Genomic DNA, 20,855 nt, shown 5'->3' with positions numbered 1-20,855 from the left:
GTTCACGGAGCAGGGGGATATTTATGATGTCTACTAATTCATATAGATGAAAGGAACGTGACAGGGATGAGCTTCAAGGGCAAGACTGTTATTGTAACGGGGGCAGGGCGTGGAATCGGTAGGGCCATAGCTATAAGCTATGCCAAGGAAGGTGCAAACGTGGTCGTTGCTGAGCTGGAAGAAGAGTGGGGGCGCCAGACGGTGAATGAAATTACCAGTCATGAGGGAAAGGCACTCTTCGTCTTATGTGATGTGAGCCGGGAGGCCGATATTGTCGCTCTAATGCGGCGTTCAGTCGAAACCTTTGGTACCATTGACATTTTGATCAACAATGCCGGGATCGCTAATCCACATACCGCCTCGATATACGAGCTCTCGACTGAGGCGTGGGACAAAGTTTTGAATACGAATGCAAGAAGCTGTTTTCTGGCAACCCGTGAGGCAGCGAAAATCATGAAGGGGAACCCGCAGGGGGGCGCTGTGATCAATCTCTCCTCTACACGTTCCCTAATGTCAGAGCCTCATACAGAAGCGTACGCAGCTTCCAAAGGCGCGATCACCGCGCTTACACATGCCATGGCGATTTCACTGGGGCCGGATGGTATCACTGTAAACTGTATCAGTCCAGGCTGGATTGAAACAGAGGATTATAGCGGCCTGCGTGAAATCGATCACCAACAGCACCCAGCGGGCCGGGTCGGCACCTCGCAGGATATTGCCCGTGCCTGTCTATACCTTAGCGCAGAAGGCAATAATTTCGTGACGGGCGCCCAGCTTGTGATTGATGGCGGGATGACCCGCAAGATGATCTACGAGCCATAGGATAATCATAATCTACTGAAATTAAGGCCGTGAAGCTAAAATTGCCTGCGGACTGTCACCTCTTAGGCGAATGCACATACAATACAACGTGCAGTAAAGAGCGAAATTGCTGTTCTGCGAAGTAGCCATTATACAAGGAGGGACGCGTGTGGCCGTCATCAAAGCGAACTCGGCAGATGTAAGAGTACTGGCACGGCTAATGAGAGCGGAAGCCGAGGAGGATGGAGATCTTGGGATGCTGATGGTAGGCAATGTCGGCGTCAACCGCATTTTGGGCAATTGCCTTGACTTCAAAAACATCCGCAATATCAATGATATGGTGTATCAAAGTCCGGGAGGTTTTGAAGCGCCGACGAAGGGTTACTTTTACCAGCGAGCGAGAGATGCCGATATCCGTCTGGCCAGAAGAGCCATCGGTGGAGAACGGACGTGGCCTGCCAGTAATGCTCTTTGGTTCTTCCGTCCGGCGGGCGATTGCCCTGACACCTGGTACAATCAGGATAACACCGGCCGCTTTAAAGCCCATTGCTTCTTTGCTCCGACCGCCGGAGACTGTCCAGCCGTGTATTAGGCCCGGGGGCGCAAGCTCCCGAATAATTTTTAGGAGGTTTTTTATCAATGATCGCTCAACAACCTTACCGTCCTGTTACTTACACGATCGGAAGTGTATCTTCAGGCAGCGTGGGTACGACAAGCAGCATGCCAATGGCCCCAATGGGAACAATGGGAACAATGGGAACAATGGGTGGCACAATGCAAGCGGTACCTCCCCAGGTAACCAGTGGGAGTCCGATGACTCCAGCAGGAACTGTGGTTTCAACTCCAGCCCCCCCTGTCTATGAACAATCCTACATCGAGAATATTTTGCGCTTGAATTTAGGCAAGGTTGGCACATTCTACATGACCTATGAGAACAACAAGGACTGGAACGCCAAAATCTTCAAGGGTAAATTAGAAGCGGCCGGACGTGACCACATCATCATCAGCGACCCGACAACAGGACAGCGCATTATGTTACTTATGATCAATTTCGATTACGCGACGTTCGACGAACCTCTTACTTATCAATATCCTGGTGTTCCTGGCAACGTTGGTACGCGTTACTATCGCTAAAATTGATTTTTAAGCCTCTCTCCGCTCTACTGGAGAGAGGCTTTTGTTATGAAAAGGCTGGAAACAGCTTGAATATCGCTTGAGAGCTCAAATTCATCAGTAAAAGTCAAAGAATTGAGGCGAAACCTCATTATGCCGTCATACGCTGCGGTTTGACTGTGTAGATTATAAATATATAATAATGTATATATTTATATTCGTGACTATAGACAGGAGCTGAAAGCATTGGGGAATTGATGGTGAATACTGACGATTTACATGCTGACATTTTGAGAAAACGAAGGAGGTGGGCCTATCCGCCCGTGTGAGAACGGTGGATAGGAGCAAAATTTGAGTGATCCTTTACCCGGTATATTAAATGTAGGTTTAATGATTGTATTGGTGCTGCTGAACGGATTTTTTGTTTCCGTGGAGTATGCAATGGTGAAAGTGCGCAGCGGGCGCATTGATTCGCTTATTGAAGAGGGCAGCAAACGAGCGCTGTCTGCAAAACCGATTGTTCACAACCTGGATGCCTATCTGTCGGCTTGTCAGCTTGGAATTACCCTGGCATCACTCGCGCTGGGCTGGCTCGGTGAACCGGCTATTGCGACACTGGTTGGTCCGCTACTGGTCAGTATAGGCTTTGGCACAACAGCTGTTTATGTCATTTCTCTGATTATTGCCTTCATGCTAATTACTGTGCTGCATATTGTGCTTGGCGAGCTTGCACCGAAGACGATTGCTGTCAACAAGGCTGAAGCTGTACTTCTGCTAACCGCGAGACCGATGAATGTTTTTTACAAGCTGATGTTTCCATTCATCTGGGTTGTCAACAATCTCGCACTTGGTTTGCTACGCCTGTTCCGCCTGACGCCTCCATCTGAGCTTGGAACAGCCCATACGGAGGAAGAGATTCGGATTCTGATGCAGGAAAGCAATAAAAGCGGACTGATCGACAACACTGAAATGACGCTGGTTGACAATATCTTTGAATTTGCCGACACGATGGCTAGAGAGATCATGATTCCGCGTACAGAAATGATTTGTCTGAACAATCATCTATCCGTGGAAGAGAACATTAATATTGCTTTTGAAGGTATGCGAACTCGCTACCCCGTCTGTGATGGCGACAAGGACCATATTCTAGGCTTCATTCACATCAAGGACCTGATCAGGGAACGTGTTCCCCAGTATCATGAATTGATTCGCCCAATCCTTACCGTACCAGAATCGATTCAGATCAGTGCATTGCTCAAGGTGATGCAGCGGGCCAAGACCCAGATTGCCATCCTCATTGATGAATATGGCGGCACCTCTGGGATGGTTACCCTGGAAGACATTATGGAAGAGATCGTAGGGGAAATTCAGGATGAATTCGATGAGGAGCGCCCCGGCGTGGAGAAGCTGGGGGAGGATGAATACTCCATCGATGGCTTGATGCTGATCGAGGAGATCAATGACCTTCTGGGCCTTCACATGGAGACCGATGATTATGACACCCTAGGTGGCTGGCTGTACTCCAAGCTGGAAGTGAATCCGCCGCAGAAGGGTCAGTCCATAACATTTGATAATCATTTGATTAGTGTTGAGGAAATGGACCATAAGCGGATCTCCCGAATCAAGCTGCTCAAGGTAGAGATTCTCGCTGAAGAAGCCGGAGCTTAGTTCGGCACCCCATAGATAAATAGAACAAGGCATAGCGTCATTTAATGGCGCTGTGCCTTTTTTTGTTACGTTGACACGCTACCTGCCACAAACCAATACTATCGATTGCCAAAGAGAGTTCTTTAATTATATAATTTTAAAATATTATACTACGCCCGTCCACAAAGGACAGAAAGGAACGATCCTTGAGCAAACCTAAGAAGAAGAGTCCAGCGGCTTCTCAGATGAGCAATCAGAAGAGAAACCGCGACGAACAAGAAAAACAGAAACAGACGAACAGAATGTTTGTTATTGGTACGATTGCCTTTGTAGTCATTATTTTTGTAGTCCTATTTATGATGGCAGCGAAGGATTCTTCCTCCACCACTACAGCGGCAGAACCAACGAGCTTCAATTACAGTGAGCTGCCTAGACTGGGTAAAGAGGATGCGCCGGTCAAAATTGTAGAGTTTGGAGACTTCAAATGTCCCGCTTGTGCCCAATTCACGGGGTTAATCAAACCGCAAATCGTGAAGGAACTGGTTGAGCCAGGAAAAGCCTCTTTTTATTTTGTGAATATGGCCTTTATCGGTCCTGATTCCGAAACAGCTTCACTCGCCGCTCTGTCCATTTATCATCAGAATGCCGATGAGTTCTGGAAGTTCTTTGATGCTGTATATGCAAATCAAGGAGATGAGAATGCCAAGTGGGCTACTGAGGATTATCTGGTAGGCTTAGCTGAGAAGGAAAAGCTGAACATTGATTTGGAGCTGCTACGTAAGGATATTAAGGAACGTACGTATTATGACGAGTTGCAAAGAGACATCAAGACAGCTTCCGACGCAGGGGTTAATAATACGCCAACCATCTTCATTAATGGCGTGAAGTCCGCAGAACCGTTTAACTTTGACGCCATTTCGGCGGAAGTAAATACTGCAGCCAAAGCGGCGGAGGCCAAGTGAAATGAATAAATTCTCCCTATTTTGCCGCCGTAACGCTCTTTACCTGGCCTGGTTTGTGTCAGTGGTGGCCGTGGCAGGCAGCCTTTATTTAAGCGAGGTTCTAAAGTATGAGCCCTGTAAGCTCTGCTGGTTCCAGCGCATCTTTATGTATCCTCAGTTATTTCTGCTAGGGATCGCTACGTACCGGGGAGACAAGCGCATTATTCCTTATGTGTTGCCGCTGAGCATTATTGGGGGAAGCATTTCACTGTATCACTATGCAGAACAGAAGATTCCTGCTCTAAGTAAGATTATTCCCTGCACAGTGGGAGTACCTTGTAACAAAGATTATTTGAATTATTTTGGTTTTATCACCATTCCGTTTATGGCGCTTATCGCCTTTACTTTGATCACGATTTTGCTCTGGTTCGGCCGCAAGCCGCTGGAGCAGGAAACAGAAGAAGCATAAGCAAGTACAACCAATAAATATTCCCTGCTGTTTCGTCACAAATAACGTAAAAATGTTATAAAAACACGGGCTGAAGGGATAATAGAAGAGAATGAAAGAGCGGACAGTTCCCGATATAAAATTTGCGGGTTTTGAATGTTTTTTCATTCTTTTTTCATTTTTTTCACCGCTTTACTGGATGCACTTTGTAGACTAATATTAGACCTTGTGAGAAGTTGAATATGCGCTGAATTTTCCTAGGAAAAACGGGGGAACCAATCTTGGCAGAGCGTTGCCAAAGGGGTGAATCGGAACGGGCCTATACGGCCGAACCGTAGGGCTACCACAGCCCGAATCCGCCAGCTAACCTCGTAAGCAAAGGTGGGATAATGACCATGCCCCAGGCATGCGGATCATTTCCGTATGCTTGTTTTTGTGCCTGCATTTATGAAATCCACCCGTGAAAACGGCGCACGGTATGACCGATTCAACTCACAAAGAGAGGAACTGTTTCTACAATGGTAAGCAAAGTAAAACGACTTTTGATCGGACGTCCGATGAAATCCAACGAACTCGATCATGAAAAGTTATCCAAGGTGAAAGCACTGGCTGTTCTGTCTTCAGATGCGCTCTCGTCTGTGGCCTACGGAACGGAACAAATTCTGATTGTACTGGTCGCTGCAGGGTTCACCGCGATCTGGTACTCACTGCCAATTGCACTTGCCGTATTGGGCCTGCTGGCGATTCTGATTTTATCTTACCGGCAGACGATCTTTGCTTATCCACAAGGCGGCGGTGCTTATATCGTAGCTAAGAACAATCTAGGCGTTCCGACCGGGCTTTTGGCTGGCGGCTCTTTGTTAGTGGATTACATTCTAACGGTTGCAGTAAGTGCTTCAGCAGGTACAGATGCGATTACATCGGCTTTTCCAAGCTTGCATGGTCATACCGTTCTTATTGCAGTTACCGTAATTATCATTCTAACGATACTTAATCTACGCGGTGTAACCGAATCCGCATCCTTTATCGCTGTTCCGGTATACCTGTTTGTTATTTCCATTTTCGTCTTAATTATTTCAGGGGTTATAAAATATGCTACGGGCGGTGCTCATGCTCATGTTCCCGAGATCGGGACGGCGGTATCCAATGTCAGCTTGTTCTTGCTCCTGAAGGCGTTTAGCTCCGGCTGTTCAGCATTGACGGGGGTCGAGGCAGTATCTAACGCGATTCCGAACTTTAAAGCGCCTGCTGAGAAAAATGCGGCAAAAACCCTGATGGCCATGGGCATCATTCTGGGGATCATGTTCACGGGCATAACCGTCCTGGCTTACTGGTATGGCATTGTGCCTGACGAGAAAGCTACTGTTGTATCCCAGATCACGGAATCCACCTTTGGACGCGGTGTGCTGTATTTCTTCATTCAAGGGATTACCGCTGTTATATTGTTCCTGGCAGCGAATACCGCTTACTCAGCGTTCCCGCTGCTTGCCTGCATGTTCGCTAAAGACAAATACATGCCGCATGCGTTCATGGTCCGTGGTGACCGGCTCGGTTTCTCGAATGGGATTATTTTCCTCGGTGTGATGTCTGCACTCTTGGTAGCGGCATTTCACGGGAATACAGAAGGATTGATCCCGCTGTATGCTGTCGGTGTGTTCATTCCGTTTACACTGTCGCAGCTCGGCATGATGGTTCGCTGGTATAAATTGAAGCCGACAGGCTGGAAAAGTAAATTTGCTGTCAATACCATCGGCATGCTGACGACATTGACGATTACGCTTATTTTTATCATCACCAAATTCTCCAGTGTGTGGATGGCCTTTATCTTCCTGCCAATTGTAATGTTCGTGTTCTACCGCATACATGGTCACTACATGAATACAGCGGATCAGCTGCGTATCTGTCTCGACAAAGATAAACCAGTTATTAAAGGAAGCACCGTGGTTGTGCCGGTAGCTGGCGTTACTCGTGCCGTTCTGCATTCGCTCAGCTACGCCAAGTCGTTAACGGATAATGTGGTTGCTGTGTACGTCGGCTTTGATGAAGAGGAGATTCACCGGATGGAGCAGAAGTGGGAAGAATGGAATCCGGGTGTGCGGTTGATCGTCCTGCGCTCCAGGTACCGTAGCATTATCCGCCCGCTGCTTAAGTTCATCGATACCGTGGAGTGGAAGACCGCTTCAACGGATCATATCACGATCTTGATTCCGCAGTTCATTACGAAGCATTGGTGGCAGGCTCTGTTGCACAATCAGACCAGTTTTCTGATTCGTTCCTACTTAATGAACCAAAAGGATGTTGTGGTCGCCACAGTACCTTATCATTTGAACAAATAGCTCGGAAGTAGTTGTACTCTATAAGAGAAGTCGCGATGCGGCTTCTTTTTTATTTTGTATTGTTTGTGTCAAAGAGCGCTAACCGTGCAGAATTTTTAATATTTATGTTGACATGGATAATGAGAATCAATATCATTTAAAAGAGTTAAGATAAGAGGGAATGACTCTAGAATATGAGGGAAGTGCATACAAGGGGGATCTTGAATATTTGCATTAAAAAGAAATAAAGCTGGCAGTACAAAGCTGGCGATGGCGAGTTTAGCAGCTCTGATGCTGATCTGGATGGATCTGCTGAAGTTTTTCGTCATTAGGATATTGTACATATTTCATATATTTGCGATAATGAGAATGATTCTTGTTATTACTCATTAACGAGACAAGTCGTTGAACGGCTTCATCTCAGGATTCGAATTCTATAGATTATACCAATATATAGTGGCTGTAATCGGCGCACCTTATTATTTATACTTATTAGTCAAGTCAAGAGCTTAATATACTATGCAAATCCAATAATAACGGGCATCCCCCGAAAAACTACAGGGAGTGAAGATCATGTCAGAACGTTTGAATACAGAACAGCTAAGTATCGGGTACTCGGAAGCCACTATCGTCAAGGGATTGAACTTGACACTTCCAACAGGGAAAATAACAGCGCTGGTTGGGGCTAACGGCTCCGGGAAGTCGACGATTCTAAAGACGATGGCACGGATCATGAAGCCGAAGAGCGGCAGTGTAATGCTGGACGGCAAATCCATTCATAATCTCTCCACCAAAGAAGTAGCTCGTCAGCTGGCGATTTTGCCACAGAATCCAACAGCACCAGACGGACTTACCGTAGCGGAATTGGTCAGCTACGGACGTTATCCGCATCAGAAGGGCTTTGGTACATTGACACCGGAAGATCGTGCGATTATCTCTAATGCGATCACTGAGACCGGTATGGCGGACTTCCATGACCGCCCGATTGATCGTCTCTCCGGGGGACAACGTCAGCGGGCTTGGATTGCCATGGCATTGGCTCAAGAGACAGATATCCTGTTCCTGGATGAACCGACAACGTTCCTTGATATGGCGCATCAATTGGAAGTGCTGCAATTGCTGCAAAAGCTGAATGAAGAGAAGGGCCGTACCATCATCATGGTGGTTCACGATTTGAACCATGCTTCCCGCTACGCTCAGCATATGGTGGCGATCAAGTCCGGTACAGTGATTAGCGAAGGAGCACCCGTTGACGTAATGACCCCACCGGTCTTGCGTGAAGTATTCGGAATCGAGGCCGATATCGTACCTGATCCGCGCACGGGCGTGCCGTTGTGCCTTCCGTATGAGCTTGCAGCCTACAAAGCTGTTGGATTATAGCAGCCTTGAGGCGGAAAAAGGTCATATTGCCATAAAATCATCCATAATATGAATATATGTATAGAAGAACAGGCTCCCGTCATTGACAAGGGAGCCTGTTCGTTGTTAAAGTTGTGGTTGCCTGATCATCTACCCTTATATCTTAAGTAGTGATTAGTTTGGCATATTCGATTGCAGAAGCCTGAATTTCTTCATCTGTAATGGTCATTGCGCCACCGAGAACGAAGTAAGGCTGTAGTTTCGTGCCAATGAGATTGGAAGTAGCTTCAATAGGTCTAAGCAGCTCTTCAATACTGAATTTGTTATACCCGGTTGGTGAATAAGCTTCCTTGTTGCCGCCGGTAGACAATGCAATCTGCAATTCCTTGCCATGCAGCTTATTGCCGTTCTCGCCATAAGCCCAGCCGTAGGTAAGTACGGAATCAAACCATTTTTTTAAAAGCGGCGGTGTGCTGTACCAATAGAAGGGATATTGAAGCACAATGCGGTCATACTGTTCTACCAGCTTCTGCTCACGCTCCACATCAATAGTCTCCGAAGGGTACGTTTCATAAAGATTGTGCACTGTAACATCTGTATTCGCTTTGAGGTATTCCTGCCAGTATTTATTGATCTTGGACTGTTCAAGGTTGGGGTGTGCTACGATAACTAAAGTTGACATGAGTTAACTTCCTTTCCATAATGAAATTAATTTTTAATGGTTGACCTGTAATCATTATAGTTACATGTTTATGTCCCGTCAAGCGGGTTTATTTCTATTCCATCAAAGGGGTATGCAATATGAATATCAGTAAAGTTCAGGACGATCTGCAAGCGCTGGTCACAGCAGGCGTCGTTAAAAGTAATGAAGAATTAAAGGACCGGGTCTTTACCAAAATGGGGGGAAGAGCAGATATACTGGCAGCTCCCGCTACTTATGAGGAAATTCAGAAAATTGTTACATATGCGAATGAGCAGCATATTCCGCTCACGGTACTTGGCAATGGCTCCAATGTCATTATTCGCGACGGGGGAATACGCGGCATTGTGCTGCAGACCTCGGACCTGACAGGCATGGAAGTGCGTGACGGACTGTTGTATGCAGAATGCGGTGCCAAAATTATTGATGTATCGCGCTATGCGTTGGATCAGGGATTGGCGGGTCTAGAGTTTGCTTGCGGTATCCCTGGCACAGTAGGAGGCGCTCTTTATATGAACGCAGGAGCCTACGGTGGTGAGGTCAAAGATGTACTACACAGCGCTGTTGTCTTGAACAAGGCCGGTGAACTGATTACGCTTCAGGGTGACCAAATGCAGTGGGGATACCGGAAGAGCATCTTCTCAAGCGGCGAATACGTTGTTCTGGAGGCACGGTTTGCTCTTCAGCCGGGGGAAGCTACAGCCATCAAGTCGGTTATGGATGAACTGACGTTCCTTAGGGAATCGAAACAGCCGCTGGAATATCCATCATGTGGCAGTGTCTTCAAGCGTCCTCCAGGACGGTTTGCCGGGCAGTTGATCCAGGAAAGCGGGCTTCAGGGAACTCGCATTGGAGGTGCCGAGGTGTCCCGTAAGCACGCTGGTTTTATCGTAAATGTTGATCACGCCACGGCCAGCAACTATATCGGTCTGATCCAGCATGTCAGAGAAATCGTGAAGGATAAATTTGGTGTAGAGCTGGAAACCGAAGTGGAGATTATCGGCGAAGAGTAGTGAAATATGGAATAAGAGGCTGCGGGCAAGTATCCGTAGCCTCTTTGTCGTCCTAATCGAATTAAGCGCTGTTTTCTTGTTACAAAATACATGAGGGTGTTATATAGCCCGAGGTGTCATTCTTTAGACAGGGTGTAATGGGCACGGTCTGTCTTCACCTCTGCGATCTCCGCGTCCGAGCGATTCAGCTGCAGCCCACTGACTGCAATTTCAAAGTTGGCCTGGGGCAAGCGCACCAATTCGCCATCTCTGTTCAAGGTGCTTCCCGAGCCCCTGAGAATCAGTGCACTGTCCAGATAATCATCAATGACATCATCCGCATCACGAAAATCGACGGCTTCCAGCTTGAAATGAATGGTGTCCGTATCGGAAAGCTCCTGCTTCTCAATGACAATTGTCTTGTTCACCTGTGTATTCAGCCAATCCGAGAACTGCTGTACCTGCTGTTCCATAACCTAATCCCATCCTTTACAAGATGATCTATAGGCTATAAGTTACCCTGTTCGCCAAGAATGAATCCGTCATTTTTTCGCTGGCAAAATAGTTTATCACATTAATGATCAATCCATTTAATCATTATATTTTTTATACTTGTCATCCAGCATACCCCATGGTATAGTTCAAGACGCAGTATATCTGTTAAAGAAGAAGTCTGTGCCATGTGCGCAGGAGAGGTTCGCAAACTCCCTCTATAAAAAACTAAGACCCTTAAGGGACGTCAGATGCTATAGCGAATGATGTTCCGCGTATAAACGGGATTGCTCTGTCCATTGGTCGGCACTCGTTTATTCTTAGTAGAGCCAGGTTTTCGAAATCTCGTTCTTCTTTCCAATTCCGGCGTTGGCCGAAGGAAAAGAGAGGGATTTTTTGTCATGTCCGAAGGAAGATTGAAAGATGAAATGAAGGAAGTTACACTGCTGGGCAATCAGGGAACACAATACCAATTTGGCTATGCGCCAGAAGTGCTGGAGTCGTTCGATAACAAGCACCCTGGACGCGATTACTTTGTCAAGTTCAATTGCCCGGAATTCACCAGTCTGTGCCCAGTTACGGGCCAGCCGGATTTTGCGACACTGTACATTTCGTACATCCCGGAGCAAAAAATGGTGGAATCCAAATCGCTGAAGCTGTATTTGTTCAGTTTCCGCAATCATGGGGATTTCCATGAGGATTGCGTCAATATCATCATGAACGATCTCATCAGCCTGATGGACCCACGTTACATTGAAGTCTGGGGAAAATTCACCCCACGTGGAGGCATTTCGATTGATCCTTATTGCAACTGGGGACGTCCGGGAACGAAGTATGAAGCTATGGCGGAGCACCGCCTGCTGAATCATGACCTCTACCCGGAGAAAGTGGATAACCGCTAACCCTATTTTGTAAAAAAAGGAGATTTCGAAAATGAATAACAAAGCATTGGTTGTCTTCAGCGGCGGCCAGGATAGCACGACTTGTCTGATCTGGGCGCTTCAACACTATGATGAAGTCCAGGTAGTCACGTTCAATTATAATCAGCGGCATGCCGCTGAAATTGAAGTGGCACAGCAAATCGCCGCCGATTTTAAAGTGAAGCAACATATTCTCGATTTAGGACTGTTAAATCAGCTGGCACCCAACGCATTGACACGGGAGGATATCGCTATTGAAGATGGAGTGGAGAATGAGCTTCCCAGCACCTTTGTGGATGGACGCAATCTGTTATTCTTATCTTTTGCGGCAATTCTTGCTAAGCAGCTTGGGTACCACCATATCGTGACAGGCGTCTGCCAGACTGATTTCAGCGGATATCCGGATTGCCGTGATATGTTCGTGAAATCGCTGAATGTGACGCTAAATCTGTCTATGGACTACGAATTCGTAATTCATACACCGCTGATGTGGCTGGATAAAAAAGAAACCTGGAAAATGGCCGACGAACTGGGCCACTTTGATTATATCCGTGAGCGCACGCTGACCTGTTACAACGGGATCATTGGAAGCGGCTGCGGGACTTGTCCCGCGTGCTTGCTGCGCAGTCGTGGGCTGACGCAGTATGAAGGGGAGCGAAAGAAGGGTGACTCATGCTGAACGAGGTTTCTGTATGTAAAATCTTCACTTTTGACGCTGCCCACCAGCTTGTCGGCCACAAGGGGAAGTGCAGCAATCTTCACGGCCATACCTACAAGCTGGAGGTCGTTCTGAAAGGCATTCCCTCAGTGCAGGAGGGGCATTCTGACGAAGGCTTCGTTATTGACTTTAGCGAGATCAAGGCAAGGGTGCGGGAGGTGCTGATTGATCGTCTGGATCATGCTTTTCTCGCCACAGGCAATGAACCTGTTCTTGAGTCACTGTACAGCTCTGGCTCCAAAGTCGCACATCTCTCATTCCGCACGACAGCCGAGAATTTGTCAGCCTATGCGGCCTATGAGTTGAAGAAAGCCGGGCTGCCGCTATATTCTGTGAAGCTCTGGGAGACGCCAACGTCATGGGCCGAAGTATTGGCGGAAGATATTCCGCTAGAAGGGCCGTCCTACCGCCGCTATGGGGGGTGTGACTGTGAGTAAGCTACCGGTCATCGAGATCTTTGGTCCGACCATTCAGGGCGAAGGTGCGGTCATCGGGGTGAAAACGATGTTCGTACGCACATACGGCTGTGATTACCGCTGCAGCTGGTGCGACTCGGCTTTTACCTGGGATGGGTCTGCTAAAGACAAGCTCCGCATGCTGGAACCGGAAACGATTGTAGAAGAGTTGATGGTCCTGGCTGACGGCAATTTTGATAGTGTCACAATTTCTGGAGGCAACCCGGCACTAATTGGTGAGGGGATGAAGCATTTCATCGACCTTCTTCATAGAAAAGGCATCCAGGTAGCAATCGAAACGCAAGGGAGCCGGTGGCAGGATTGGTTCTACGATGTGGATGTCTTAACCATCAGTCCGAAGCCGCCAAGCTCGGGAATGAAGACGGATTGGGATGTGCTGGACCGCATTTTGGGAAACATGAGGAATCATGAACGCGCGACACATAACCTGAAGGTCGTGGTCTTTGGAGAGGAAGATTTGGAATATGCCAAATCCGTTCACCGAAGGTATGAGGATGTACAGCTCTTCTTACAACCGGGCAATGAAGACGTTACGGAGGCTGGTGACATCTCGGGAAGGCTTCTAAAGCGCCTGGAATGGCTGTTCAACAAGGTAATCGCCGACCCTGCGTTGAATCGAGTGCGGGTACTACCCCAATTACATGCCTTAATCTGGCATAATAAACAAGGCAAGTAATAGGTTCACTAAAGTCAGGTCCGGTTTCCTCCGTGTGGAGGGGCCGGGCTTTTTTATAGTAGAAAAGAAGATTTTACAATTTTTTATGAATAAAGCATTGCAATTTCCTTAATACCGAGTATAATACTTGGTATACAGAGAGTAAGGAGTCGGTACACATGTCAGTCGATGATTATCTGGATCTTTTAAATTACGCCAAAGCAATTAACGATGGACAGTGGCAGGCTGACATCATCGAGACTTTGAAGAACCTTCCGGCAGCATCCGCTCAGAGTCAAAGAGAAGAAAGTGTCCGGGAATTGTGGGAACAATTTGACGATGTTAATGCAGTATTGGTGGAGTTGTTCAACAAGCTGCGTGAGAATGAGCCTACAGAGGATCAGAATTCGCTGAAAGAGAAGATCTGGGAGCTTAAGCTGGAACGGATCAGACTAGCGAAGGTGATTCAGAGTAAATATATCGGTATTAGATAGTAGGGGAAGAGATACGCAAGAAATAGGTGAACATAAAAAAATGGCATGCAGTTGTCTGCTCTGCCAAGACTAGATGGTCTTCTTGTAAAGTGAATTTTGGGGATTCACTTGATTAAGAAAAATAAATCAGACAATGGAATTACTTAGACATTTGCATTCCTTCACGCATCATGGTCATGCACATTGTCATCATTTCATCGCAGTCTTGCATTTTCTTCATCATCATGTCCATATCCATGTCCATCATGTTCATTTCAGACATCTTTTCCATGCACATCTTCATGGTGTTCATCTTAGCCATCATGTCTTCCATACACATACTCATCATCATTTCCATACACATTTTTTCCATTTTAATTCCGCCTCTCGATTTGGTTTAGTTGCCTACTTAAAATTACTATATTTTACTAGATAATTCAATAGCAAATTGTGAAGATTTCTAGCTTATTCCAGCATTAGACTGGAAAAAGTAAAAGACAGCTCTTTTAAAGGGCTGTCTTTTTGCATGTGTTAAGATAAAAATGATTTTTTTCTAATCCTTCTGATACAAAAAAAGGCTGTTAGCCGTCTTACTTATAGCTGCAGCGGATAAGGAGGTATAAACAATGAATATTCCGGAATCAGAAATATTTCAAAATATATTCTATGAACACTATCCCATTGTAAGGCGTAAGTTGGTTGCGCTGGTCAGAGATGAGGGTGCTGCGGACGATTTGGCACAGGATGTGTTCCTGAGGTTGTATCGTAGTCCGCCAGATGATCCTGCAGCCCTGGGCGCATGGCTCCATAGGGTACTTACCCGGATCGGATATGACTATATGACCAAGAAGGCCAGAGAACGACGGCTGCAGGATAAGCAGGAACTATTCTTAGGCAGTGAAGCTGGTCCCCTGACTGGTGAAGACGCAATGCTCCGTAAGCTGGACCAGGAGGATGTACGGGAATGGTTGGATGAATTGCCGGAGCGTGACCGACAGGTCCTGCTCCTCAAATACTCAGGCTACAGTTATGCAGAAATCGCTGGTGAGCTAGGGGTAAAAGCTCCTGTGGTAGGTACGCTGCTTAACCGGGCTACGACAAGATTGAGGAAAACGGCAGCCAAATCTCAGCCACAAATCGATTAGTGAATTCATTCAGATTAAAGGAGGGTGAAACCGATGACGAAACTTCCCCTGAATAACGACGATAGAGAGAAACAAGCAACGGACGAGGCATGGGCCAGATTGCAAGCCACCCTTGCCGGGGAGCCGATGAACCCCCGCTGGAGTGAATGGGAGTTGACTCAGGCGATAGATGAGGGAGCTGCTGCGATAAGCGTTTTTCCCGGAGTAACAACAGAAGAGACGCTGCAAGACGGGATAAGCGCGGATTCGGATGTCTCGATTGAGAACAAAGTGCCAGCACCTCGCCGGACAATGACCCGTCGTAGCAAATGGGTGACAGTCGCAGCTGGTGTGGTTGCTCTTGCCGTAATACTTGCCACTCCAATTGGCAACACGGCTATGGCTGCGATCCTGAACCAGTTCCGCATGGAGACGGTAACAACGGTCAACGAGAACGAACTGCGGGATATGTTCTACAAGCTTTCTGACACGGACAACTTTCATGAAGCTGTAAATAGTTTTGGAACATTCACAAGTACTCCAGGTACCTTCTACGGTGAAATGTCTCCGGAACAAGTACAGGACAATTTAGGCTATTCTCCTTTAAGTGCAGCACTCCAGAACAACATTCAAAAAACACTATTCGTTTCACCTTCGCAAGATCTTTTACTTGATTTGAATATCGACAAGGTAAATGAAGTTATGAAGCGTCTAGGAGCTGTAAAGCTGCTGCCGGAATCAGTGAATGGCAAGCCGATCACGCTGCATATCCCTGAAAGTGTAAACTACCAATTAGGAGAGAAGAAAACGGACTGGGCAAGCTTACAGCAAATGAAGACGCCGATCTTGACGGTAGATCCTTCTATTGAAGTAGAGGAAGCACTGGAAGCTGTAATCAACTTTCCGTTACTTCCGGATAACCTGAAGCGCAGCCTTGAACAAACCGGGGTTCTGTCAGGTGAAATTCCGATGCCGGTTGTTGTGGGCAACAATAACGAACAGATTGAAGTCGCTGGTGTTAAGGTTATGCTGGAAAAATACATTATGGGTAAGGACACTAATTATTACAACGCTATTTGGGTGAAAGATGGACAGCTGTTCAACTTCAATGGAGGCAACATGTTTAGTAGTAAAGAGACAATGATAGCGAAGCTGCAGGAGCTGATTCAATCATGAGTGTTGCTGCGATCGAAACTAGAGGACTTGGCAAGATGTATGATAACGGCCGTGGCTGCCAAAATGTCACCATTACTGTAGGGAAAGGGGAAGCCTTTGGCTTCCTCGGCCCTAACGGGGCGGGCAAAAGCACGTTTGTCAAAATGCTTGTGGGACTGATTAAGCCAACGAGCGGCACCGCTTCTCTGATGGGACACAGAATCGGTACACTGGAAGCCAAGTCACTGATCGGCTATTTGCCGGAATTGTACCGTTACCAGGAGTGGCTGACAGGCTACGAGGTGGTCAGGCTGCATGCCCGGCTCAGCCGAGTGGAGTCCACTTCCATTGAGAGGAGAGTTCGCGAGGTTCTGGATGAAGTTGGGATCGGCATCCGTAGCCGTGACAAGGTCAAGCACTATTCCAAGGGGATGCAGCAGCGGCTGGGACTGGCCTGTGCTCTGGTGAGTGATCCCGAAATCGTCTTTTTGGACGAGCCCTCTTCAGCTATGGACCCGATTGGACGGAGTGAAGTGCGCAGCATTCTGAAGAGGCTGAAAAGCCAAGGGAAGACGTTATTCCTTAATTCTCATCTTCTGGAGGACGTTGAGCTGCTGTGTGACCAGATGGCGCTGCTGAATAATGGCGTTATCCTGCGGCATGGGAGTGTATCCGAAGTACTTTACAAGCGAATGAGCTGGCTTTTTAAAGTTGGCGGCTATTCGCCTTTTTTGCTGTCCTGGTTGAATGAGACGACCGGATTTGAGATCAGAACAGCCATCCCCGATGAAGTGAAGCGAGGCCAAAATAGCTTTGCTCCAGTGCAAGCAGAGGAGAACAGTGTGGTCTGGCTGGAAGCCGAGCTGGATAGTGAAGAGCAGGTGGGCTGGCTGAATTCGCTGATTACCCAGCAGGGAATGACACTATATGAAGTTTCACGCAAAAAAGAACGTCTGGAAGAATGGTTCGTGAACGCTCTATCAGGGCTTAACCATCGAGGTGAGCGATAATGGGTATCATCATGGGAATGACCTGGAAAGAAATGATTCGCAAGCGGGTTATGGTATTAACAATGTTGATGACCGTTGTCTTTCTACTAGCCTTTTGGTTTGTGGCAGCCAGTCTGGGTAAACACGGAATATCTCCAGAGAGATGGGTAGTAGGTAATACGGAACTACTGATCGCCAAGTTTACCAACGGTACTATAATACTGACGCTAGGATTTTTCTTCGGTTCGTTCGTGTTGGCATTCTTGGCGATTTTCAGTTCGTTCTCAGCTATAGCCGGAGAAGCGGAGCAAGGGGTGCTGCAAGCCTTATTGCCCCGGCCACTCCCGCGCTGGAAATGGTATCTGGGTCGCTGGATGGGTTTTGTTACACTGGGTCTGGGTTATGCCTTGCTCTTATATGTTGCCATAATGTTGATCACGAAATTCCATGCCGCAATACCAATGGAACCTGTGGCATGGATCCTGTCGTTTCTATTGTTTGCATCTGCGGTTCCTATACTGGTGACGGTATCCATGCTGGGTTCGGGTTGGTTCTCCGCGCTGGGGAATGGTGTATTCATGACCATGCTATATGGAGCAGGCTGGCTGGGGGGAATGATTGAAAAGCTGGCGTTCTCTGTTGGTCTGGAGCCTGAGATTATGGATAGACTGAAAAATATGACCGGAATCATTTCACTACTAATGCCGGTAGACGGCATGCAGCGTAAGATGTTATCCGAGCTATTCAATTTAAAAGAGCTGGGGAGCGTAGTTTCTCTGCAAACTGCTGCCTTCGGAATCAACAATTTTGCCAATGTTCCTTCGGGTACTTTTGTTATGTATGCGGCTGGATATACCATTGTGGCCTTAATAGTAGGCCTGTGGATATTTCAGCGCAAAGATCTGTGAGTGAGCGCAATGGACGCAGTAATCCCTCCAATAACAATAGCAGCCCTTTATGGCTTCCGTATGATGGGAAGTCATAAAGGGCGCTTTTGCTTGCCGCGGGGAATCAAATCTTTACACCAAGCTCGATCCAGTCGGAAGACCAGTTGCTGATTTCCCCAAGAATTGGGGCTAGCGCTTGACCTTTGTCCGTAAGCGAATATTCGATTCGTACCGGCATTTCCGGATAGACCTTGCGTTCGATAATTCCCTCATTCTCCATTTCCTTCAGACGGTCGGACAAGACTTTACCGCTGAGGTTCGAAAGACAGTTCTCAATTTCGCCAAAACGACGAGGGCCTGGGATGAGTACGAAAGCAATCAGGGCCACCCACCGTTTGCTCAAAAGATCAACGGCTTTCTCGAAGCGCGGACACATGTCGAAATCATTCATTGGCATCACCTCTGCATTCATTATATCATAAACTTACATAAAGTAATTATAAATATTAAAATATATATTATAACTTGACGAAGTTATATTACAATGGTAAACTAACTTACAAATAGTTACTTGTTTAGTGCAGCCTAATTGCAGCAATATTTTGCTTAACGAACATAATCTATAGATGAACTTAAGGAAGGTGTACTCATGATTAAACCTGATATCATTTCTATTCTGCAAAATAAGATCAAGAAGATTACGATGGATGAGTCCACCAATATATTGGTAGGCCCGATTACGTTGCCAGTTAACCTGGACGGGGAGACGGTAACTTTTAAATGGTATAACTGGATGAAAGTAACCGATGAAGAACTAATTCAAGAAGACAGTCCGGAAGCTACAGAAGCATTGATTAAACGTTTATCTTCTCTGAATCTTGCCGAAGGTCAACAGTCGAGCGTACTGGTCTACGGCGACTTTGAAGGTTCTGAGGATGCGCTAATCCGTATGCACAGTATCTGCCATACCGGGGATATCTTCGGCAGCAAGCGCTGTGATTGCGGCTTCCAGCTGCATCAATCTATGAAAATGATTGTAGAGCATGGCTCAGGCGCTTTGTTCTATCTCGCCAACCATGAAGGTAGAGGTATTGGCCTGTTCAGCAAGGCGATGGCTTATATTTTACAGGAAGAAGGATATGATACGGTAGAGGCTAATCTGGAGCTTGGCTTTGCGGATGATTCCCGGAACTACTCCGATGCCATCAGCGTGCTGCAGCATCTGCGCCACAAACCTGTCACTCTGATTACCAACAATCCGAGAAAGCTCGAAGCCTTGAAGGCAGCGGGAATGAATGCTGTGAAGAGAGTACCGCTCTGGGGCGATGTTTCCTCCTTCAACGAGAAGTATCTGCGCACCAAAGTTACCCGCTCTGGTCATCTAAACGACGATACCAACAGTGAGCTGCGCGACAATATTAGAATCGTCTAATACTAGTATTTTCTAAAGCGGCTTCCAGACACAAACTGGAAGCCGCTTATTTTGGCTAGTGCTTTTCCACGTTGTGCATTATAATATTAATCTGTTCATTCAACTCTTAGCTTAGCGAGGTATATTATGGCTGCCATTCAAGTGCAGGACTTAAGAAAGACATTTAAAGTCCAGAAAAACCGCGAGGGCCTCAAAGGGGCCTTCGCTGATTTATTTAAAAGGGAATACACCGAAGTAACTGCGGTCAAGGACATTTCCTTCACGATTCCTGAAGGGGAAATCTGCGGATATATCGGGGAGAACGGAGCGGGGAAATCCACTACGATCAAGATGCTAACCGGCATTCTTGTGCCGACCTCCGGCGTACTTTCGGTTGGAGGGTTTATTCCTTACGAGGAGCGCGAGAAGTTTGTACGTAATATCGGCGTTGTGTTCGGTCAGCGCAGTCAGCTATGGTGGGATATCGGCGTCATCGAATCGTTCCAACTGCTGCGCAAGGTGTACCGTGTACCGGAAGCTGATTTCAAGAAGCGACTGGACGAGCTGGTGGAACGGCTTGCGCTGCAAGATCTGCTGAATCGTCCGGTGCGCAAGCTTAGTCTGGGACAACGGATGCGCTGTGAGCTTGTGGCGGCGCTGCTGCATAATCCTTCGATCTTGTTCCTCGATGAGCCGACAATTGGACTGGATATTGTTGTGAAATCGGAGATTCGCGACTTCCTCAAGGATATGAACCGTGAGCATGGCACGACCATTCTCTTGACGACACATGACTTGCAGGATATTGAAGCATTGTGCTCACGGGTCATTATGCTGGACGACGGACGAATCATTTATGACGGAGGTCTGGAGGAGCTGAAGCAGCGCTGGGGGACCGGCCGGGAAGTGCTGTTCCAATTCGGAACGGCGACCAAGCTCGGACAGCTTAACCATTGGACGGATGGCATGCCGGTGACCTGGTCTGCAGAGAACGACCTGAATGCCAAAGCGTGGATTCCGCTGGACCTGAACGTATCTGATGTGCTGGGCCGCGTGGTCGGACAGGCTGACATCACAGACATCAAGATCATTGAGACGAATACGGACGATATCGTGCGCAGCATCTACCAGTCCGGCACGGCCGAGAAACCACAAGGGGCGCAGGCCGGGAAAGAGGCTGTTCATGTCTAAAATGCTCGGTGTGGCCGCTTCATCCCCGGGTGGTTCCACCCGCAGGCC

The 20,855-nt window shown here is 47.3% G+C and carries 24 protein-coding genes and 2 riboswitches; of the genes, 20 read left to right on the top strand and 4 right to left on the bottom strand.

Features of this window, described 5'->3' with window-relative positions; all coding sequences use genetic code 11:
• The first annotated feature begins 66 nt into the window (after nucleotides 1-66).
• The 8 genes from ACFORK_RS23560 (at nucleotide 67) to ACFORK_RS23525 (ending at nucleotide 8,645) form a co-directional block, all read left to right on the top strand.
• On the top strand, nucleotides 67-822 hold the full coding sequence (locus tag ACFORK_RS23560) for an SDR family NAD(P)-dependent oxidoreductase (protein WP_379203659.1): 756 nt from the start codon (nucleotides 67-69) through the stop codon (nucleotides 820-822).
• 148 nt (nucleotides 823-970) lie between these two features.
• Entirely contained in the window at nucleotides 971-1,393 is a 423-nt protein-coding gene (locus tag ACFORK_RS23555; protein WP_379203657.1) for a cell wall hydrolase, read from the top strand.
• 47 nt (nucleotides 1,394-1,440) lie between these two features.
• On the top strand, nucleotides 1,441-1,935 hold the full coding sequence (gerQ, locus tag ACFORK_RS23550) for a spore coat protein GerQ (protein WP_379203655.1): 495 nt from the start codon (nucleotides 1,441-1,443) through the stop codon (nucleotides 1,933-1,935).
• Between the two features lie 330 nt (nucleotides 1,936-2,265).
• Nucleotides 2,266-3,582, top strand: a complete 1,317-nt coding sequence (locus ACFORK_RS23545; RefSeq protein WP_379203653.1) for a hemolysin family protein — start codon at nucleotides 2,266-2,268, stop codon at nucleotides 3,580-3,582.
• Nucleotides 3,583-3,806: 224 nt separating this feature from the next.
• Entirely contained in the window at nucleotides 3,807-4,523 is a 717-nt protein-coding gene (locus tag ACFORK_RS23540) for a DsbA family protein (RefSeq protein ID WP_379203650.1), read from the top strand.
• A 1-nt stretch (nucleotide 4,524) separates the two neighbouring features.
• Complete coding sequence (locus ACFORK_RS23535; protein WP_379203648.1) at nucleotides 4,525-4,971, top strand: disulfide oxidoreductase; 447 nt, start codon at nucleotides 4,525-4,527, stop codon at nucleotides 4,969-4,971.
• Between the two features lie 214 nt (nucleotides 4,972-5,185).
• Nucleotides 5,186-5,343, top strand: a riboswitch (cyclic di-AMP (ydaO/yuaA leader).
• Nucleotides 5,344-5,468: 125 nt separating this feature from the next.
• A complete protein-coding gene (locus ACFORK_RS23530) occupies nucleotides 5,469-7,286 on the top strand; it encodes an APC family permease (RefSeq protein ID WP_379203646.1) in 1,818 nt (605 codons plus the stop codon).
• A 552-nt stretch (nucleotides 7,287-7,838) separates the two neighbouring features.
• Nucleotides 7,839-8,645, top strand: coding sequence for an ABC transporter ATP-binding protein (locus ACFORK_RS23525; RefSeq protein ID WP_379203644.1), 807 nt, complete (start codon nucleotides 7,839-7,841; stop codon nucleotides 8,643-8,645).
• Nucleotides 8,646-8,787: 142 nt separating this feature from the next.
• Here ACFORK_RS23525 and ACFORK_RS23520 read toward each other — a convergent pair whose 3' ends face one another.
• Nucleotides 8,788-9,306 carry an NAD(P)H-dependent oxidoreductase gene (locus tag ACFORK_RS23520; RefSeq protein WP_379203642.1) on the bottom strand — a complete coding sequence of 173 codons (519 nt, stop codon included), beginning with the start codon at nucleotides 9,304-9,306 and terminating at the stop codon, nucleotides 8,788-8,790.
• A gap of 119 nt (nucleotides 9,307-9,425) precedes the next feature.
• On the opposite strand from ACFORK_RS23520, the gene murB reads away from it, so the two are divergent.
• Nucleotides 9,426-10,337, top strand: a complete 912-nt coding sequence (gene murB / locus ACFORK_RS23515) for a UDP-N-acetylmuramate dehydrogenase (protein WP_379203640.1) — start codon at nucleotides 9,426-9,428, stop codon at nucleotides 10,335-10,337.
• 116 nt (nucleotides 10,338-10,453) lie between these two features.
• On the opposite strand, the gene ymzB is transcribed toward murB, so the two are convergent.
• Nucleotides 10,454-10,789, bottom strand: a complete 336-nt coding sequence (gene ymzB, locus ACFORK_RS23510; protein ID WP_379203638.1) for a protein YmzB — start codon at nucleotides 10,787-10,789, stop codon at nucleotides 10,454-10,456.
• A gap of 213 nt (nucleotides 10,790-11,002) precedes the next feature.
• A riboswitch (PreQ1 riboswitch) is annotated at nucleotides 11,003-11,046 on the top strand.
• Between the two features lie 163 nt (nucleotides 11,047-11,209).
• On the opposite strand from ymzB, the gene queF reads away from it, so the two are divergent.
• From queF to ACFORK_RS23485, 5 genes are all read left to right on the top strand, one after another.
• Nucleotides 11,210-11,710, top strand: a complete 501-nt coding sequence (queF, locus tag ACFORK_RS23505; protein ID WP_379203636.1) for a preQ(1) synthase — start codon at nucleotides 11,210-11,212, stop codon at nucleotides 11,708-11,710.
• Nucleotides 11,711-11,741: 31 nt separating this feature from the next.
• Nucleotides 11,742-12,407, top strand: coding sequence for a 7-cyano-7-deazaguanine synthase QueC (gene queC / locus ACFORK_RS23500; RefSeq protein ID WP_379203634.1), 666 nt, complete (start codon nucleotides 11,742-11,744; stop codon nucleotides 12,405-12,407).
• Nucleotides 12,401-12,883 carry a 6-pyruvoyl trahydropterin synthase family protein gene (locus tag ACFORK_RS23495; RefSeq protein ID WP_379203632.1) on the top strand — a complete coding sequence of 161 codons (483 nt, stop codon included), beginning with the start codon at nucleotides 12,401-12,403 and terminating at the stop codon, nucleotides 12,881-12,883. Before queC ends, ACFORK_RS23495 begins: the two co-directional genes overlap by 7 nt.
• Complete coding sequence (gene queE, locus ACFORK_RS23490) at nucleotides 12,876-13,598, top strand: 7-carboxy-7-deazaguanine synthase QueE (RefSeq protein WP_379203630.1); 723 nt, start codon at nucleotides 12,876-12,878, stop codon at nucleotides 13,596-13,598. The genes ACFORK_RS23495 and queE overlap by 8 nt, the downstream gene beginning before the upstream one ends.
• Nucleotides 13,599-13,756: 158 nt before the next feature.
• Nucleotides 13,757-14,071 carry a hypothetical protein gene (locus ACFORK_RS23485; RefSeq protein ID WP_379203628.1) on the top strand — a complete coding sequence of 105 codons (315 nt, stop codon included), beginning with the start codon at nucleotides 13,757-13,759 and terminating at the stop codon, nucleotides 14,069-14,071.
• 139 nt (nucleotides 14,072-14,210) lie between these two features.
• Here the strand turns inward: ACFORK_RS23485 and ACFORK_RS23480 are convergent, their stop codons facing one another.
• Nucleotides 14,211-14,423 carry a hypothetical protein gene (locus tag ACFORK_RS23480; protein WP_175370154.1) on the bottom strand — a complete coding sequence of 71 codons (213 nt, stop codon included), beginning with the start codon at nucleotides 14,421-14,423 and terminating at the stop codon, nucleotides 14,211-14,213.
• Nucleotides 14,424-14,676: 253 nt separating this feature from the next.
• On the opposite strand from ACFORK_RS23480, the gene ACFORK_RS23475 reads away from it, so the two are divergent.
• Genes ACFORK_RS23475 through ACFORK_RS23460 form a run of 4 tightly spaced genes read left to right on the top strand, consistent with a single transcriptional unit; the run spans nucleotide 14,677 to nucleotide 18,226 of the window.
• Entirely contained in the window at nucleotides 14,677-15,195 is a 519-nt protein-coding gene (locus ACFORK_RS23475; RefSeq protein ID WP_379203625.1) for a sigma-70 family RNA polymerase sigma factor, read from the top strand.
• A 33-nt stretch (nucleotides 15,196-15,228) separates the two neighbouring features.
• Nucleotides 15,229-16,350 (top strand): hypothetical protein, encoded by a 1,122-nt coding sequence (locus tag ACFORK_RS23470; protein WP_379203623.1) that lies wholly within the window; start codon nucleotides 15,229-15,231, stop codon nucleotides 16,348-16,350.
• Nucleotides 16,347-17,339 (top strand): ABC transporter ATP-binding protein, encoded by a 993-nt coding sequence (locus ACFORK_RS23465; RefSeq protein WP_379203621.1) that lies wholly within the window; start codon nucleotides 16,347-16,349, stop codon nucleotides 17,337-17,339. The genes ACFORK_RS23470 and ACFORK_RS23465 overlap by 4 nt, the downstream gene beginning before the upstream one ends.
• Nucleotides 17,339-18,226 carry an ABC transporter permease subunit gene (locus tag ACFORK_RS23460; protein WP_379203619.1) on the top strand — a complete coding sequence of 296 codons (888 nt, stop codon included), beginning with the start codon at nucleotides 17,339-17,341 and terminating at the stop codon, nucleotides 18,224-18,226. Before ACFORK_RS23465 ends, ACFORK_RS23460 begins: the two co-directional genes overlap by 1 nt.
• A 103-nt stretch (nucleotides 18,227-18,329) precedes the next feature.
• On the opposite strand, the gene catR is transcribed toward ACFORK_RS23460, so the two are convergent.
• Nucleotides 18,330-18,656 carry a catDE operon transcriptional regulator CatR gene (gene catR / locus ACFORK_RS23455; protein ID WP_379203617.1) on the bottom strand — a complete coding sequence of 109 codons (327 nt, stop codon included), beginning with the start codon at nucleotides 18,654-18,656 and terminating at the stop codon, nucleotides 18,330-18,332.
• A 198-nt stretch (nucleotides 18,657-18,854) separates the two neighbouring features.
• Between catR and ACFORK_RS23450 the strand changes: the two genes are divergently transcribed.
• Complete coding sequence (locus ACFORK_RS23450) at nucleotides 18,855-19,637, top strand: GTP cyclohydrolase II (RefSeq protein ID WP_379203615.1); 783 nt, start codon at nucleotides 18,855-18,857, stop codon at nucleotides 19,635-19,637.
• A gap of 126 nt (nucleotides 19,638-19,763) precedes the next feature.
• A complete protein-coding gene (locus ACFORK_RS23445; protein WP_379203613.1) occupies nucleotides 19,764-20,807 on the top strand; it encodes an ABC transporter ATP-binding protein in 1,044 nt (347 codons plus the stop codon).
• The last annotated feature ends 48 nt before the right edge of the window (nucleotides 20,808-20,855 follow it).

The sequence above is a fragment of the Paenibacillus sp. GCM10012306 genome (assembly GCF_042649265.1).
Taxonomy (GTDB): Bacteria; Bacillota; Bacilli; order Paenibacillales; family Paenibacillaceae; genus Paenibacillus_AQ.
The sequence above is the reverse complement of the archived record's forward strand: the minus strand, read 5'-3'. Positions and strand labels throughout refer to the sequence as shown.

What these genes read in the sequence shown, in the direction of transcription:
- catR (WP_379203617.1), bottom strand. Translation starts at nt 18,656, where the DNA reads ATGAATGATTTCGACATGTGTCCGCGCTTCGAGAAAGCCGTTGATCTT.
- ACFORK_RS23525 (WP_379203644.1), top strand. Translation starts at nt 7,839, where the DNA reads ATGTCAGAACGTTTGAATACAGAACAGCTAAGTATCGGGTACTCGGAA.
- queC (WP_379203634.1), top strand. Translation starts at nt 11,742, where the DNA reads ATGAATAACAAAGCATTGGTTGTCTTCAGCGGCGGCCAGGATAGCACG.
- queF (WP_379203636.1), top strand. Translation starts at nt 11,210, where the DNA reads ATGTCCGAAGGAAGATTGAAAGATGAAATGAAGGAAGTTACACTGCTG.
- murB (WP_379203640.1), top strand. Translation starts at nt 9,426, where the DNA reads ATGAATATCAGTAAAGTTCAGGACGATCTGCAAGCGCTGGTCACAGCA.
- ACFORK_RS23445 (WP_379203613.1), top strand. Translation starts at nt 19,764, where the DNA reads ATGGCTGCCATTCAAGTGCAGGACTTAAGAAAGACATTTAAAGTCCAG.
- ACFORK_RS23470 (WP_379203623.1), top strand. Translation starts at nt 15,229, where the DNA reads ATGACGAAACTTCCCCTGAATAACGACGATAGAGAGAAACAAGCAACG.
- ACFORK_RS23560 (WP_379203659.1), top strand. Translation starts at nt 67, where the DNA reads ATGAGCTTCAAGGGCAAGACTGTTATTGTAACGGGGGCAGGGCGTGGA.
- ACFORK_RS23480 (WP_175370154.1), bottom strand. Translation starts at nt 14,423, where the DNA reads ATGGAAAAAATGTGTATGGAAATGATGATGAGTATGTGTATGGAAGAC.
- ACFORK_RS23495 (WP_379203632.1), top strand. Translation starts at nt 12,401, where the DNA reads ATGCTGAACGAGGTTTCTGTATGTAAAATCTTCACTTTTGACGCTGCC.
- ACFORK_RS23465 (WP_379203621.1), top strand. Translation starts at nt 16,347, where the DNA reads ATGAGTGTTGCTGCGATCGAAACTAGAGGACTTGGCAAGATGTATGAT.
- ACFORK_RS23460 (WP_379203619.1), top strand. Translation starts at nt 17,339, where the DNA reads ATGGGTATCATCATGGGAATGACCTGGAAAGAAATGATTCGCAAGCGG.
- ACFORK_RS23540 (WP_379203650.1), top strand. Translation starts at nt 3,807, where the DNA reads ATGAGCAATCAGAAGAGAAACCGCGACGAACAAGAAAAACAGAAACAG.
- ymzB (WP_379203638.1), bottom strand. Translation starts at nt 10,789, where the DNA reads ATGGAACAGCAGGTACAGCAGTTCTCGGATTGGCTGAATACACAGGTG.
- ACFORK_RS23450 (WP_379203615.1), top strand. Translation starts at nt 18,855, where the DNA reads ATGATTAAACCTGATATCATTTCTATTCTGCAAAATAAGATCAAGAAG.
- gerQ (WP_379203655.1), top strand. Translation starts at nt 1,441, where the DNA reads ATGATCGCTCAACAACCTTACCGTCCTGTTACTTACACGATCGGAAGT.
- ACFORK_RS23475 (WP_379203625.1), top strand. Translation starts at nt 14,677, where the DNA reads ATGAATATTCCGGAATCAGAAATATTTCAAAATATATTCTATGAACAC.
- ACFORK_RS23520 (WP_379203642.1), bottom strand. Translation starts at nt 9,306, where the DNA reads ATGTCAACTTTAGTTATCGTAGCACACCCCAACCTTGAACAGTCCAAG.
- ACFORK_RS23485 (WP_379203628.1), top strand. Translation starts at nt 13,757, where the DNA reads ATGTCAGTCGATGATTATCTGGATCTTTTAAATTACGCCAAAGCAATT.
- ACFORK_RS23535 (WP_379203648.1), top strand. Translation starts at nt 4,525, where the DNA reads ATGAATAAATTCTCCCTATTTTGCCGCCGTAACGCTCTTTACCTGGCC.
- ACFORK_RS23530 (WP_379203646.1), top strand. Translation starts at nt 5,469, where the DNA reads ATGGTAAGCAAAGTAAAACGACTTTTGATCGGACGTCCGATGAAATCC.